Source organism: Candidatus Nitrosopumilus sp., from assembly GCF_028278985.1.
Classification (GTDB): Archaea; Thermoproteota; Nitrososphaeria; order Nitrososphaerales; family Nitrosopumilaceae; genus Nitrosopumilus.
In genome coordinates, this window is sequence record NZ_JANQTA010000020.1 from 15,386 (window position 1) to 31,226 (window position 15,841).

Annotated in this window: 13 protein-coding genes; 8 read left to right on the forward strand and 5 right to left on the reverse strand. The window is 36.0% G+C overall.

All coding sequences use genetic code 11. The features are described from left to right. Positions 1 to 118: 118 nt before the first annotated feature. Positions 119 to 3,466, forward strand: coding sequence for a multicopper oxidase domain-containing protein (locus Q0941_RS07235; protein ID WP_299292513.1), 3,348 nt, complete (start codon positions 119 to 121; stop codon positions 3,464 to 3,466). Between the two features lie 34 nt (positions 3,467 to 3,500). Here the strand turns inward: Q0941_RS07235 and Q0941_RS07240 are convergent, their stop codons facing one another. Further along, positions 3,501 to 4,601 (reverse strand): MFS transporter, encoded by a 1,101-nt coding sequence (locus tag Q0941_RS07240; protein ID WP_299292515.1) that lies wholly within the window; start codon positions 4,599 to 4,601, stop codon positions 3,501 to 3,503. A gap of 108 nt (positions 4,602 to 4,709) precedes the next feature. On the opposite strand from Q0941_RS07240, the gene Q0941_RS07245 reads away from it, so the two are divergent. From Q0941_RS07245 to Q0941_RS07255, 3 genes are all read left to right on the forward strand, one after another. Next, a complete protein-coding gene (locus tag Q0941_RS07245; RefSeq protein ID WP_299292517.1) occupies positions 4,710 to 5,672 on the forward strand; it encodes a homocysteine S-methyltransferase family protein in 963 nt (320 codons plus the stop codon). Between the two features lie 32 nt (positions 5,673 to 5,704). Beyond that, on the forward strand, positions 5,705 to 8,203 hold the full coding sequence (locus tag Q0941_RS07250) for a dihydropteroate synthase (RefSeq protein WP_299292519.1): 2,499 nt from the start codon (positions 5,705 to 5,707) through the stop codon (positions 8,201 to 8,203). Positions 8,204 to 8,293: 90 nt separating this feature from the next. Further along, positions 8,294 to 8,737: a VOC family protein gene (locus Q0941_RS07255; RefSeq protein WP_299292521.1), complete on the forward strand. Its 444-nt coding sequence runs from the start codon at positions 8,294 to 8,296 to the stop codon at positions 8,735 to 8,737. A gap of 187 nt (positions 8,738 to 8,924) precedes the next feature. On the opposite strand, the gene Q0941_RS07260 is transcribed toward Q0941_RS07255, so the two are convergent. After that, the gene (locus tag Q0941_RS07260; RefSeq protein WP_299292523.1) at positions 8,925 to 9,659 is read right to left on the reverse strand and encodes a 5,10-methenyltetrahydrofolate synthetase; all 735 of its coding nucleotides are present in this window, start codon (positions 9,657 to 9,659) and stop codon (positions 8,925 to 8,927) included. A 74-nt stretch (positions 9,660 to 9,733) separates the two neighbouring features. On the opposite strand from Q0941_RS07260, the gene Q0941_RS07265 reads away from it, so the two are divergent. Genes Q0941_RS07265 through Q0941_RS07275 form a run of 3 tightly spaced genes read left to right on the forward strand, consistent with a single transcriptional unit; the run spans position 9,734 to position 10,928 of the window. Next, positions 9,734 to 10,282, forward strand: a complete 549-nt coding sequence (locus Q0941_RS07265; protein WP_299292525.1) for a CoA pyrophosphatase — start codon at positions 9,734 to 9,736, stop codon at positions 10,280 to 10,282. A 37-nt stretch (positions 10,283 to 10,319) separates the two neighbouring features. After that, on the forward strand, positions 10,320 to 10,478 hold the full coding sequence (locus Q0941_RS07270; protein WP_299292527.1) for a 50S ribosomal protein L39: 159 nt from the start codon (positions 10,320 to 10,322) through the stop codon (positions 10,476 to 10,478). Further along, positions 10,479 to 10,928, forward strand: coding sequence for a 50S ribosomal protein L31e (locus Q0941_RS07275; RefSeq protein WP_299292528.1), 450 nt, complete (start codon positions 10,479 to 10,481; stop codon positions 10,926 to 10,928). It abuts the gene before it with no gap. Positions 10,929 to 10,960: 32 nt separating this feature from the next. On the opposite strand, the gene Q0941_RS07280 is transcribed toward Q0941_RS07275, so the two are convergent. The 3 genes from Q0941_RS07280 to Q0941_RS07290 all read right to left on the reverse strand — a co-directional run bounded on the left by Q0941_RS07280 (position 10,961) and on the right by Q0941_RS07290 (position 14,611). Then, positions 10,961 to 11,905, reverse strand: coding sequence for a cell division protein FtsZ (locus Q0941_RS07280; protein WP_299292530.1), 945 nt, complete (start codon positions 11,903 to 11,905; stop codon positions 10,961 to 10,963). A 72-nt stretch (positions 11,906 to 11,977) separates the two neighbouring features. Then, the gene (locus Q0941_RS07285) at positions 11,978 to 13,246 is read right to left on the reverse strand and encodes a tRNA (N(6)-L-threonylcarbamoyladenosine(37)-C(2))-methylthiotransferase (RefSeq protein ID WP_299292532.1); all 1,269 of its coding nucleotides are present in this window, start codon (positions 13,244 to 13,246) and stop codon (positions 11,978 to 11,980) included. Between the two features lie 3 nt (positions 13,247 to 13,249). After that, complete coding sequence (locus Q0941_RS07290; protein ID WP_299292534.1) at positions 13,250 to 14,611, reverse strand: aspartate ammonia-lyase; 1,362 nt, start codon at positions 14,609 to 14,611, stop codon at positions 13,250 to 13,252. A gap of 130 nt (positions 14,612 to 14,741) precedes the next feature. Here Q0941_RS07290 and Q0941_RS07295 point away from each other — a divergent pair. Further along, positions 14,742 to 15,841: multicopper oxidase domain-containing protein (locus Q0941_RS07295; protein ID WP_299292538.1), on the forward strand; the 1,100-nt coding region annotated here is incomplete at its 3' end.

Genomic DNA, 15,841 nt, shown 5'->3' on the forward strand with positions numbered 1-15,841 from the left:
ATGAATCCTAAGATCGTATGAGTTTATGCGATCATCATAACACTTTATGAAATAACTAAGTGCTTATATTATTCATGTTTGAAAGTTGTACCAATAACTTATGCAACGTACGAGAACAATGATAATAACGTCGGTTATACTTTCAATTGCATTAACGTCAGTTTTTGCATTTGATACAAACACAACAGAAAATAACACATTGGATACAGAACTTCCATTTGTTGTAGAAGCTCTATCTGGAGACACTCACGACATTACAATGGAAGCAGTAGCAATGCCTGACGGTCTGTTTGCATACAGAATGGTATCTTATACAATCACAAACGGTGATCATGATGACGATGATGACGATGATGATAATGGAAACGGCAATGGTGGTGAAGAGTTAGTTGGAACAATGTATTCTGGCAAGCCTTCAATTCCTGGTCCAACAATTATCATGAACGAAGGTGACGAAGCAAATGTCACCTTAATCAACAGTGCATGTGATGAAATGTTTGTTGATGGTCCTGGTCACCCATTAGATGGTGCACCATTTGGCCCACTACCAACGTACTCTGAAAATTCAATGCTCGGAATTCATGTACATGGTGTTCATTACGACATTAGTGATGATGCATCATATGCTAGAATGAATATGAGTGAAGATTCAGGTGCATTATGTGGTGAAGAAATAGAATATCATTGGGTTGCTGCTCCAGGCACATCTGGCGCATGGCCATACCATGATCACACTTTTGCAATCAATGAAGTTGGTGCAGAAGAATTAGGATTATTTGGTACCGTCATTATCAATCCAGCAAATGGTAAAGTCAATGGTTTAGTCGGTGAAAATGGAAAAATTAAAGATGTCCGAGTCAAAGATATTGAAAAAGACTTCATCCTGTGGATGGTCTCATCTGAGGCTCTAGGCAGAAGTGTTTTCTATGGAAATGAAATCGATTATGATACTGCAAATAACTATTCTGGCGATTCCGGTGTTAGAGAGACTGCTCTTTGGACAAACCCTAATCTCCTTACTCAACATGATGGAATCTACAGATTCCACGTAATTGGTTTAGGTGAAGAGACTCATGCATTCCATTTGCATGGTCATAGGTGGACTGAAGAGATTAGTGACGAAAAGAAAGCGGTTGAGGATATTATTGATGTAAAGGAGATCACTCCTTTGCAGAGACATACATTCCTAATCAAAGCTAGCGACAATGATGAAGCTGAAAATGGAAAAGGCATGGAAGGTTGGATGTATCACTGTCATTTCGTGGATCACATGAAACAGGGAATGAGTGGTATGATGAGTTTGGCTCACCATGGAATTGATGACTTACCAGTAATTGGTGCAACATTCACACTTAGTGATGAACCAGGTGTATGGATGAAAACACTTGATGCTGGTGTCGCAGATCAACTAGATGAATATCTTGCAACACTTGGTTTAATTGAACCAAGAGCAGGAACTGGTTTCCCACTTTCATACATCAGTGATGCATTAGAGGTAACTGTTCCGGGTGCCGGAACTCACTTCTCTGATTCAGAAGCACGTTCCCTTGCTGTAATTAATCCTGGAGAAACTGTGCTCTTTGGCATGAAAGACTCTCAAACAAAACATACTATCACTACTCTGATTTATCCAGAAAATGCTGCTCAACTTGGTGGCAACGGAATACTTAGTGCTGCAAGTATCGGTCACTTTGATCAACAACTAGGAATTCGTGGCTCAACAATGTTGACAGATAAAGATGGACTTCCAGTAGGATTGGAAACTCCTGGACTGTATGTCTTTGTATGTAAAATACATCCATACATGTTCAGTGCAGTAATTGTTGATGATCCAACTACTAATTTGTTAATTGGTGGTAATTCTGATACACCATTCCCATTGTTAGACTTGTCAGAAAATCTCACAGTCTTAACAAGAACTGGACCTGTTGATGATCCTACTTTCCCAACTACTGTTCCTGCCACACATCCATTAGCTACTACTTTGTTGAAAATATTCTACATTATTACAGATCCTAACAATTGGAAGGACTATAATGACTCTGAATGGAATGTTGGTCTTCCTCCAGTTTTAGTTACAACTAATACTGAACAAATAGTTGCAGCATTGGCTTACGACACGCCAACTACATTATTTGCTGCTACTGAATTAGGACTAACTACTTCAACTGGTGGTGCTCCTGATGTGGTAATTGGACTTGAATTAGATTCAAGTATGCCAATTCCAAATGTCAGTGATCCTGTTACTAGTGGTGTAGGTGAAGTATGGGTAAATACTCAGTTTGAGTTAACAGTAGCCAAGAATCATGAAGGCTCTCCTGATGACAAACCTGGAACAATTACTGTAGTTGATACTGAAGATTGGAAGATCAAACAAAAAATCGCATTACCTGAAATCAACATGAATCATCCTCACAACATGTGGGCTGATGCCAAGAACGAAGTAATCTATCAAACTCAATGGTTTGGAAATGAAATGGCAATAATTGACAGGGATTCTGGTGAACTAGTTAAAGAAGTTTACACAGGACAATCCCCTTCACATGTCATGACATCTCCAACTACTGGTGATGTTTACATTGCTGTGAATGGCGAAGATGCTGTTTTTGAATTTGATTCTGAGACATATGATCTGACTCGACAAATCTCAACAGGTTTCCGTTCACATCCACATGGACACTGGATTAGTAGTTCTGGACAGTATGTTGTTACTCCGGACTTTATTGGACTGAAAGCATCAATAATTGATCTGGATGATAACTCTGTTGATACTTCAGATGCTTTGTTGTTTGGCCCAATTGCTACTGGTATGAAAGGAGATGAATCTGTTTTCTACACAGCTGATTTCTTAGGAAATTCTATGACTGCAATAGACCCATCTACTGGTTCAACTGTTGGTCAAATTGATTGGCTTGTAGCAGGTTCTGATTTCAGTGTACCAAATGGTTTGTTAGGACTTCCAATTCAGACTCCAATCAGTCCAGACGATAAATGGATGGTAACTGCTCTAACTTTGGGTGGAAAGATTGGTGTTGTTGATGTCTCTTCTGATCCTGGTACTGTAGTAGCAGTTCTTCAATGTGAACCTGGTTGTCATGGTGTACAATGGGGTGCTAAAGACGGTGGTGGATACTATGCATATGTATCAAGCAAGTTTGCAAATAATCTACTTGTAGTGGATCCAGATCCTGATGGAAATGGTGATGGTACAGATGCTGATATCGTTGGTTCAATAATTCTCACAAAAGAATTTGGAACTGATATTGATGATCGTGTGATTGGCTATGCTGGTCAAGGTGGTCAAGGTGTCTTAACAGTGCCTAATGTGTATGAAGGATGGATTCAACAAACCGCTGAAGAATGTAGTAATAATTCCGGAGTTTTCAAAAACAAATTCTGTGGTAAGGAAATGAAGGAATATCTTAATGCTCTACAGCCAAATCAATTGGATCCTCTAGGACCATAAGAAAAGTATAACTTCAAATTCTCTTTTTTCTTTTTTATTTTCTAACCTTTAGTGATACTACGAATGCACAAATGATTATTGCTATTGCAAAGTAAAGTACTGCAGTATAGTCATACAAAAATGCAATCCCTCCTGCAACAATTGGTCCTACAACTGTTGCAATAGAAAGCGTTGAACTAAATATTCCAGTTGAAGTTGAACGTGGATTGTTATCCATGAGATGAAAGTTTCCACCAATAAACAAGAATGCCCATGTTGCACCAACAAGTGACATAAACGGCATTGCCATCCACCATTCAGTAACAAATGACAATCCAACAAAAACAAACGTTGTACACCCAATCCCAATTTTGAATTTTGTTACATTTGATAAATGAATTTTTGATGCCATCACATTCATCAAAATAAATGCAGTAAGTGTGTTTGAGACATACACAATTGAAATGTGATACAAGTCTCCACCCCATTCTTCTACAATCATTATTGGAAGAAATACCCAAACTGCTGATGCTCCAATATGTCGTAGTAATAACGACAAAAACAAAAATTTATTTTTTGAAATTACTTTTTTTGTAGTTCCTGGCTCTAATTCTTGTTCTTGTTTTGGATTTGAAAGTTTCATTGTAAACATTAATCCAATAATAAATGATGCAGCACTGATAAGGAAAATCAATTTCAAATCATTTGCAATTCCAGCAGCTGCAATTCCAGCAAGCCATCCTAATGCATGAAATGAGATTACAGTAGCTGCTCTTTTCCTTTCCACATTTGCCTCATATGCATATGCAATCATGGCGGGAATCATTATTCCACTTGCAATCCCTGCTGCAATTCTGACCAGAAACAGCATTGTAATGTCTTCAGCAAAAATATGCAACCCAAACGCAGCAGCACAGCCAATAAAGCCAATTCTGATGAATTTGAGCCTGGTTCCCTTCTTGTCTGAGTGTCTTCCAAAGTAGATTTCAGAGAGAATTTGAGCAAAACTAAACGAGGCTACAATGAGTCCAATCTCAAATACTGATTCAGTGACTTCTTTAGCAATTAAGGGCATAAAGACAAAGACAATGGAGATGCCTGCATGCTGAAAAAATGTGGCGCTACGAACAAAATTGTTTACTTGAGACTTTTGCATAAATGTACAAAAAATTCATCTTGACCTAATTTCAACATACGTATACCTTCTTTTCACGTGGATTTTTCAGAAAAGAGTTAAACTGTGCCAATTTATTTTCAAATCAAATTGACTGAGAAAGAACCCTTTTTGCAAGCAATCCAATCTAAAGTACTATTGTTTGATGGTGCAATGGGAACTGAAATTCAAAAATATGATCCTAAACCTGAAGACTTTCCAAACAATCAAGATGGATTCAATGATGGATTAGTATTGACTCATCCTGAATGGATAAAACAAATTCATAGAAATTATTTGGATGCTGGTTCTGATTGTATTGAAACAAATTCTTTTGGTTCAAATAAAATAAAATTAGATGAATATGGTTTTGGTGATCAAACAATTGAATTTAATAAAAAAGTTGCACAACTAGCAGCTGAAGTTTGTGCTGAATATAATGATCGACCACGATATGCAATTGGCTCTATGGGACCATCTGGGTTTCTTCCAAGTTCAAATGATCCAGATTTAGGACAGAAACCTCTTGATGAAATCAGAATAGCCTTTGAATTACAAGCTGAAGGTTTGATTCTTGGTGGAGTTGACGCATTACTTATTGAGACAAGTCAAGATATTTTGGAAGTGAAATTAGTAATTGAAGCATGCCATAATGCAATGAAAAAAACAAATACCAAAGTTCCAATTATTGCAAATACTACTTTGGATCAATATGGTAAGATGTTGCTTGGAACCAATGTACAAGCTGCATACACAACTGTATGTGATATGGGCATTGATCTTTTTGGATTGAACTGTTCTACTGGTCCAACTGAGATGACTCCTAGCGTTAGATGGCTTGATGAGCAAAATGATCAAAATTTGTTGGTAGTACCAAATGCTGGAATGCCTGAAAATGAGGGAGGCTGTGCTGTATACAAGATGACCCCTGAAAAGTTGAGCAGTGTTTTGGGCGATTTTCTTAATGATTACAAAAAAGTTAGAATCATAGGCGGATGTTGTGGAACAGGTCCTGAACACATCAAAGCTCTAAGAAAAGTAATTGACGAAAAAGCTAACTCTCTCAAGGGTTAAGTATTTAGAAAAACGTTGGTGATTTTACAATATTGGCCATTCCGAGAGTTAGTTCTGCGTTAAAAGCAGTTGATCTTAAACAAATTCCTGCACCGTTAATCATTGGAGAACGTATCAATACACAGGGTTCTAGAAAAGCAAAGAAACTTGTTCTTCAAGATGACTTTGATGGTCTAGTTGATCTTGGACGAATTCAGGTAGAAGATGGTGCACATTGTCTTGATGTATGTGTTGCAACAACTGAGCGTTCTGATGAGAAAGAATTCATGCTAAATCTTGTAAAGAGACTGAGTTTAGAAATTGATGCCCCGTTGGTAATTGATTCTACTGATCCAGATGTTATTGATTCTGCAGTACAACAAATTCCTGGTAGACCAATAATCAATTCTATTAATTTGGAAGGCGATGGAAGTAGATTTGAAAAGTTAGCACCACTTATGGCAAAATATGGATTACCTGCAATTGCCTTATGTATTGGTCCTGACGGAATGGCCAAAACACCTGAACAAAAAGTTGCAACTGCTGAATTACTTTATGAAACTGGAAAAAAATATGGATTAAAAATTGGACAATTCATTTTTGATGTTTTGACTTTTACTTTAGCTACAGGCGAAGATGAATTTCTTGATGCTGGAAAAAATACTTTGGAAGGAATCAAACTTGTAAAAGAAAAATATCCTCAATCATTTACAACACTTGGTCTAAGCAACATTAGTTTTGGCCTAGTTCCGTATGCTAGAAAAATTCTCAATTCTGTATTTTTGTATCATGCAGTAAAGGCTGGATTAGATACTGCAATTGTAAATGCAAAAGAAATCATCCCTTATGGAGAAATTGATGAGAAGGAAAGAAAACTTGCTGAAGATTTAATCTACAATACACATCCTAATGCACTTTCTGACTTGATTTCTTATTTTGAAAAGGCTGGACCACAAAGTAGTTCCACTGAGAAAAAAGTAGATGTCGATCCTTCATGGCCTGCAGGAAAAAGAGCAAATTTTAGAATCATAAATAGGCTCAAAGATGGCATACAAAATGATGTAGTGTATGCAATTGCAGAAAACTTGGGAAAACCAGAATTAGTAAAAGAAGTTGATGGAAATTTCACTTTGGATGCTACTCAGGAAATTACTCATGAAGGAGCAATCAAGACTCTCAATGATGATTTGCTTCCTGCTATGAAAGAAGTTGGTGACAAGTTTGGCTCAGGAGAATTAATTCTCCCCTTTGTTCTAAAATCTGCTGAATGTATGAAAGCTGCAGTTGGAGAACTTGAAAAATATCTGCTCAAAGAAGAAGGAACCAGCAAAGGTAAACTTGTTTTAGGAACAGTTTATGGTGATGTTCATGATATTGGAAAAAATCTTGTGAAAACCATCTTTCAAAATAATGGATATGACGTCTACGATCTTGGAAAACAAGTTCCGTTACAAAAATTCCTAGAAAAAATTGATGAAGTTAAACCTGATGCAGTTGGCTTGTCTGCATTGTTAGTATCTACATCAAAACAGATGCAATTCTTTGTAGAGCATGCAAGAAAAAACAACATGGATATTCCAATATTGTGTGGTGGTGCTGCCATTAACAGCAATTACATAAACAGAATTGCAAAACAAGATGGCATCTATGAATCTGGTGTCTTTTACTGTAACACAATGTTTGAAGGACTAAAGACAATGGATGTTTTGATTTCAGATGAAAAACCAAAACTCTTGTCTGATTGGAAAGAAAAACTAGAAAATTGGAAAGAAAGAGCAACTGCTTCAGTAGATCCTGCAAACCTTCCAAAAAGTGACATTGTTCCAGCATCTCCACCTTCAATTTCAAACGTTGGGGAACCAATTAGACTCAAGGCTGATCAGATTAAGATGGATGAAGTATGGCAGCTAATTGATAAAAAATCTCTTTTCAAACTTTCTTGGGGTCTAAGAGGAAAAGCAGGCTCAGAATCACAAGAAGAACATGAACAATTACTAAGCGAATGGAAGATTAGAATAATTCGTGAGAAACTCTTTGAACCTGAAGTAGTCTACGGATATTTCAAATGTCAAAACAAAGATGGAAAACTCTCAGTTGAAAATCCTGAAGGTGGAAATATTGAATTTGATTTTCCTCGTTCAACAAAACCTGAGCATTTGTGCTTGACTGATTATTTTGGAAATGATGATGTTGTTGCATTTCAATCAGTTACTGTAGGCAACAAAGTTGCTGATATTATTGAACAATGGAATAAAGAAGACAAGTATACTGATGCATACTATCTTCATGGATTAGCAGTTGAAGTTGCAGAAGCCCTAGCTGAATGGATTAACCAAAAAATCAAAAATGAAATGAACTTACAACAAGGTGGTCTAAGGTATAGTTGGGGTTTCCCAAGTTGCCCTGATGTCTCACAGCATCATTTGGTTTGGAAATTATTACATCCTGAACAATCAGGTATGACATTAACTGAATCAGGACAAATTATTCCAGAACAATCAACTGCTGCAATTGTTGTTCATCATCCCAAAGCACAATATTTTGTTCTTTAGAGACAAAACTCGTAAAACCAGTAATTGCTTCAAGCCTTTACAGAATAAAACCTAGAAAATTACTAATATGCAAAATAACACTTGTTGATGTTGACCGATTTTTCAATTGTGGATGTTGATCATATTGAGGTTTCAGTAAAAGATAGAGAAAAATCTGCAAAATGGTATGAGGAAATTTTTGGACTAAAACCAGTTCAAGAACTTGAAATGTGGTCAAAAATTGGACCTTTATTCATTGGAAATGAAGATGGTTCAGTCAAACTAGCTTTGTTTAATGGTGTAAAAGACACTGATGGTTCGATTAACAGAATTGCCTTTAGTACTGCAGGAGAAAAATTTCTAGATTTTCTAAACAGAGTTGATAGTTTGAATTTACTTTTCATAGGAAAAAAAGTCACCAAAGAACATGTAGTAGATCATGATTTGTCATATTCACTTTATTTTGATGATCCTGATGGAAACAAGTTAGAACTTACTTGCTATGATCATAACTATCTAAAATTACACATTAAATCAGCACGTAGGTTTGATTAATTTTTTCTAAAATGGTTCAAGCCTTGCTAGATTTGTAACCATTATGCAATAATTGGTGTTGTAATGAATCCAATAATGGAACCGATTGCAAACAGTAGGTTATTTTTTGAAACTATCAACAGTCTCAAATAGTATTCAATATACTAAATCATCTTGATTGTTTACAATAAACAATCAACAATGAGACTTAGATTTTGTTATCTAGAAATTCATTCAATCCGTTAAAATCACTTGGAGATGTAAGTAACACATCTCCTGTAATTTCATGAGTTTTTGAAACAAAATCTTTGAAATTTTTTGAATACTCTTCAAAATCTAGATTCAAAAATTTTGCAGATTTTTCATTTTTCTGTGATGGATACAAAATGATGGGAATCACATCAAATCCTTTTAGATTCTCATTTAATTTTTGAACTTGTTCCAAATTCTGCACAACCTGTGTCATGAATCCTTTAGGTTTTGCATCTATCTTCTTTCCAATTTTTTCAAAATTAGGTTTGTTTGAAATTGAAAGATAAAGATCAATTTTACCATCAAATCCTTTCTCTTTGAGCATTTTTACAGTTCTACTAGGAATTAATCCGGAATCTTTCTTTCCTGATTGGGATGGGTCCCCCATTAAAACAAGAATTCCATCAAAGCCTATTGAAACACATTCTTCAACAAACTCTATGACTTCATTTTCTTCCTTATCTCTAACTCTAAGACTAACGGTAATTGGTAAGTTGGGAATTTCTTTTTTGATAATTTTTCCTACTTCAATTGGAGATACTCTTTGAAATCCTAAAACATTTTCAGTTAGATGTATTGCATCACATTTTTTAGAAATTATTTTAATTTTATCTACAAATTTTACAATTAATTCAGATACATCTGCATCCGGAACAATTTTTGGAGGATTTGCTTCGTATCTAATTGTCATAATCTCTTTTCTTTAATCCTTGGTTAAAACCTTTGAATACCAAAACCCATATGGAATGGTAGGAAAGAAATCTAATGCCACTTGAAAATCTAAAATCTATACTAACCACATCACTGAATCCTCAAATTACAAATGATAAAAATTACAAACTAGCTTCAGTTCTTGTTGTAATTTATGGAAATGAACCAATTGTAATAATGACTGAAAAACCCAAAAGTATGAAATTTCATGCTGGAGAAATTTCTTTTCCTGGAGGAAAACTAGATTCATCTGATTCTGATTTACTAGAAACTGCAATAAGAGAAACTCGGGAAGAAATTGGTTTAATTATTTCAAAAGACCAAGTTGTAGGTCAGCTAGAACCTGTAGTTACTTTGAATTCTGGTTTTCTGATATTGCCTTTTGTTTCAATTGTTGATTCAGTTCCTTCTCTGACAGCAAATGCTGAAGTTGAAAAAATTTTTCATATTCCCCTAGAATCATTTTTAGAAACTATGGCTGTTGATCCAGATCCTTCTCATAACATTATCCAAGAAATGTATACTTTTGAATATGAAAAGAAGATTGTTTGGGGGGCTTCAGCAAGAATCCTCAAACAGATACAAAACTGCCTAAATTCCTGAGATTCATTTAAAAAGAGCTCCGCGTGCCTGAAAATCTATGGCTGCACGTAAGTCTTCTCCAAGAAAGATTCGTCTGCTCAAGAAAACAAAGCAGACTTCACCGGTACCAGCTTGGATTATTCTTAGAACAAAGAGAAGTGTTAGAACAAATCCAAAACGTAGAGCTTGGAGATCAACTGATGTGGAGGTAGGATAGATGTCTCAGGAATTAGAACGAGTTTATACAATTAATCTAGGTAAAGTATTACTTTCTCAGTCTCAACACAGAGCTGTTAGAGCAATCAATATGATCAAAGAATTTGCTCGACATCACATGAAAGTTGAAGAAATCAAAATCGAAGAAGAACTAGCTCACCAAATTTGGGCAAAAGGAGTTAGAAGTCCTCCAAGAAAAGTCAGAGTTAGAATGAGTAAAACTGACGAAGGTTATGTTTTAGTTTCTCCATATGATGAGGAAGCAGAATCTAAAGTAGTTCCAGAAAAAGAAACTCCTAAGGTTGAAGATAAAGTAGAAGAGACTCCTGCAGTTGAAGAAAAGGTTGAAGATACTGTAGAAGACCCTAAAGCTGAAGAACCAGCTAAAGAAGCACCAAAGAAAGAAGAACCAGCTAAAGAAGCACCAAAGAAAGAAGAACCAAAAGAATAATTCTTTTCAAAAAATTAAATTAAAAAATAATTTTATTCTAATTGATAAAGATCTAGTTGACAATCAATACTACATTCAGGAGTTGACCAGTCAAGAGAATCTTCTTGAGGGATTGCTCCAAGTGGATCATAGTTATCGAATTTTGTCATTCCTTGTATTGATGATAGCATTACAACGTTTGATTCGTCTGAAGTCATATCAACTTGTGATTGACTTTCACTGATTATGCCGCTAGTCATACTTGTGATTGAATTCAAAACTCCAACTGGAATGTTACTGCCACCTACAACGTACAACATTGAACTTTTTACTGAATTTGGTGGTGCATTCTCATATAGCATCTTTAATGAATCTCTCAAAGAGTCTTCCATTGCCTGACCTTCTTTACTTGTTGAGAGAATGTTTGTTTCTCCTGTGATTTCAGATGATTCTAAGGATTTTACAACGTGCATAATTGCAGAATTTGCAATATCATAGCATGATTTTGCACTAAGGTCTGGATTGCTTTCTAGTAATGCGTCATTATCTAAAACAATCGTACATTCTGAATTCTCTCTTACTCTCTTCAAAGATACTCCCGAGTTGAAAATTCTGTCTTTTTCATACTTGAATGGCATTATTGCAAATGAAACTAGTCCTGCTACGGATTCTTTACAAATTTCAGAAACAACTGGGGCAATGGCTGAGCCTGCTTTGCCTGCAAGGTTACTCATCATTACGACTGTTGAATAACCATTGATTTTGTCTTTGATTGCTTCAGATACTTTGTAAGTTGAGCCTCTGATTAATTGAACAGATGGATTAATCACTGATTCAGTTGAAACGTGAACTGAAGTTACGCCTGGTTTGAAATCTTTAGCGTCATTACTAATTATCATACAGTCAGAATTGAGGGTCTCTTTAGCGTCCATTGCTAATTTTGAGCCTGCTCCTCCTAGACCAATTACTAATACTGGTTCTTTAACTTGAAAACTCATTCTGATCCTATTTGCAGATTTCCATAAAAAACCTTCTTACGTTTTTTTAATCAAATTTTAGATCTAAAAAATTTAGCTTGCGATCTTTCCAACAAGACTACTGACAGTAGCATCAGTGATCTCCACTGTTAATGATTGCCCGATATCCACAATGTCTTTGACAAATATAGGCTTGTAAGCATAATTTCGTCCCTTGATTCCGTCATCTGTCTTTTCATCAAATAGGACTTTACCAGTCCATCCGATCCACTTTTGATTATTTTCTAGAGTGATTTTACTGATCTGCTCAAAAATTTTCTTACTTCTTCTTTTCACTTCACTAACATCAATTTGCTCCCATTCTGCAGCTTCAGTTCCTGGTCTGGCACTGTATCTTGATAGGTTAACCACTTCTGGTTTTGTCTCATCGATTAATTTGACAGTCTTTTCAAAGTCTTCCTCTGTCTCTGAAGGAAATCCTACTATGATGTCAGTTGAAATTGTAAAGTTTTCAAATCTCTCTCTTACTTTTTGAACAATTTCTCTGTAAGTGTTGGCAGTGTGACCTCTTTTCATGTCGTGGAGGACTTTATCACTTCCACTCTGAACTGGAACATGTAAAAATTTGAAGACTTTGTCATTATCAAATGATTTTACTAATTCTTCTTTGATTCTTGGCATGTACATTGGATTCATCATTCCAACTCTTAGCATGAAATCATCTGGAATTTCAGCAACTGCATTTACTAGTGTTGGCAAATCAGTTCCAATGTCAAAACCATAACATCCGTTGTCTGTAGATGTAAGCCAAATTTCCTTACATCCCTCATTGATTTCTGTTCTTACTTGTCTTACAATATCTCCTAGTCTGTAACTTACAAGATCTCCTTTTGATAGTTTAGTCTGACAGAATGTGCATTCACTCATACATCCACTTGCAATTTCAACGATTCCAACTGCAGGATTCAATCTAACTTTTGGTAATCCTACCTTGGATAGATCAGAATCCTCTAGTGCTATCTCTTTTCTTCCCTTTAAGGTAGAATTGATTACTTGAAGAGTTTGGCCTAGTGAATTTGGCCCTAATAGACTGGCATTTTCTGTAAATTTCTCTACTGTTTCTTTTTCTGCTTTAGGAAGACATCCGGCAACTATGAGTGGTTTTGTTTTCAATGACTTTATCCTATGGATCATTTTGTTTGCAGTTGCATCTTTTACAGAACATGTAACTACAACATTCAGATCTGACTGAGAAGAATCCTCAACTAATGTATGACCTCCATTTTGAATTAACCCTGAAATCATTTCAGAATCTGCAAAGCTAGCAGAACATCCATATGCTTCTACGAAAATTTTTGCCATAGTTTATCCAAATAGAGAATCGATTTCTTTGTTTGTCATTAGTTTCTTTGAAACAACTAATTCTCTAATTGTTTTTCCTGTCTTCAATGACTCTTTGAATAACTCTGCAGATTTTAGATAACCAATTTTTGGTGTAAGCAAAGTTACAATTACTGGACTGTTTTCAATATCTGCTTTTAGCTTGTCTCTGTTTGCAGTCAAACCATCAATTAGATTTGCAGAAAATATTGGCAAGAAATTTTTCAACATGTCAGTTGATTCTAACATGCACTTTAGCATGCCAGGTAACATGACGTTTAACTCAAACTGACCACTTTGAGCTGCATAAGATACTGCAGTATCGTTCCCAATTATGTTAAAACAAACCATATTCATGCATTCAGCAAGTGATGGATTTACTTTTCCAGGCATGATTGATGAACCTGCATGAACTGCAGGAATTCCCAATTCAGCTAATCCTGCAATTGGACCTGATGCCATTAATCTGATATCATTTGAAAGTTTTCCAATTTCTAATGCCAAGTTTCTAAGAGCACCAGACATGCTGGCTACTGCGAACTTACTTTGTAAACCATGTTGCATGTCTTTTTCAGGTTTTAGTGGTAATTTTGAAATCTTTGCTAGTTCTGCAATTGCAATTTTTCTATATCCTTTTGGTGTGTTGGCACCAGAACCAACAGCTGTTCCCCCTAATGCAACATTTTGAAGTTCTTTTTGTGCTACAACAATTTCGTTTCTTGCTTTAGTAATTGATGTTACATAAGCTGCAAATTCACTTCCAAGTGTAACTGGAAGTGCATCCATCAAATGGGTTCTTCCAATTTTCTTGAATGTTGAGAATTGTTTTGCTTTTTTTGTTAATGATTTAATCAAAATATCAATTGCAGGTACTGTCTCTTTTAGATTCATCAAAATTGCAACATGCATTGCAGTTGGGTATGTGTCATTACTTGATTGTGACATGTTTACATGATCATTTGGATGTAAGAATTCGTATTGTCCTTTCTTCTTTTTCATTACTTCCAATGCTACATTTGAAATTACTTCGTTAGAGTTCATGTTAAATGCAGTTCCAGCTCCAGAGTTTATCATATCCACTACAAATTGATCAACATGTTTTCCTGCTAGGATTTTGTCACATGCTGTAACAATTGCTTTTCCTCTTTTGTTATCGATGGATTTTGTTTTCATGTTGGCAACTGCTGCTGAACGCTTTATCATAACAAATGACTTTATCAGATTCTCGTGGGCTTTGTGACCAGTAACATTGTACTGTTTGATTGCTCTACCAGTGAATGCTCCATAGTATGCATCTGAAGGAATTTTGACTTTGCCTAGTGAATCTTGATCTAATCTGAATTTCATGCTGACTTTACTGAATATTTTCCCTATAATTCATTCTTTTTTGATGAATCTTCATAATCTCATATCCCACGAATGGGAATTATTATATAGTATTTGAGAGCCACCGCATTTAATGAATAAGCGTGTTAGTATGCTCTTTACAATTGCAGCAGTAGCTGTAATGGGCGCAACCTTATTCGGAAGCACATACACACAAACCCAGATCGCTGGACAATCACTCGATATCAATGAAATGGATGTCGATGTAATTGAGAAAATCCATCGTATGGGAGGTTTACAGCTTGTAATGCCTGAAGCATTCGCAGAAACTGACTGTGGTGTACTAGAAAATTCTGGACGCAACGTAGTTGAGTTCAATTTGACTGGTGAAAGCGTTACTCTTCCACTTATGGGTGGTAAAGAATTCAACGCCATGACTTTTAGTGGACAAGTCCCAGGACCAACACTTAGAGTTACACAAGGTGACGTTGTTAAAATGACCCTTACAATCCCTGATTGGGAAGTTACTGGTCACGGTAACGACATGCACGCATCACAAATGTCAGCAGGAAACTTTGAATCAGTTAATCCTGGTGAAACAAGTCAGTACTGTTACATCGCTGAATCCGCTGGTATCTTCAAGTACCATTGTTCTGGTGTCAAACTAATTGGTATGGACCAACACGTACTTTCCGGCATGTACGGAATTACAATTGTTGATCCTGCAAATGGATACAAGAAACTCATGGTAGAGAAGACAAGTGGTAGCGGTGAACTCGACAGAAAATTCTATGATGCAGATGCATTAGAATTCCAACTTCAATACAACCAAATGTATTTGACAGAAGATGGTAACTACGATGCAGGTGCAATGTTCAAACATCAAAACACTGCAACTGTTGTCAACGGATATCAATTCGGTTATGTACCAAACATGGCACACAACTTACTTGTCAATGGTGATGTTAACAAGAACATCTTTGTTGCACAACCATGGAATGGAATTGAACACAAGCAACACCAATCACAGCTCTTGTTTGTTGAAAATGATCAACATGTAAGACTCTTTGTTGAAAACCAAGGCAATGAACCAGTATTCTTCCACATTGTTGGAGAAATCTTGGATAGAGTTGTTCAAGGTAACAGAGTACAATCTGCAGCAACTGAGACATGGTTACTCGGTGGCTCACAAGGTATGATTGTAGATTTGGTATTTGATGAACCAGGTGCATATGCAGCAGTAAACCATGA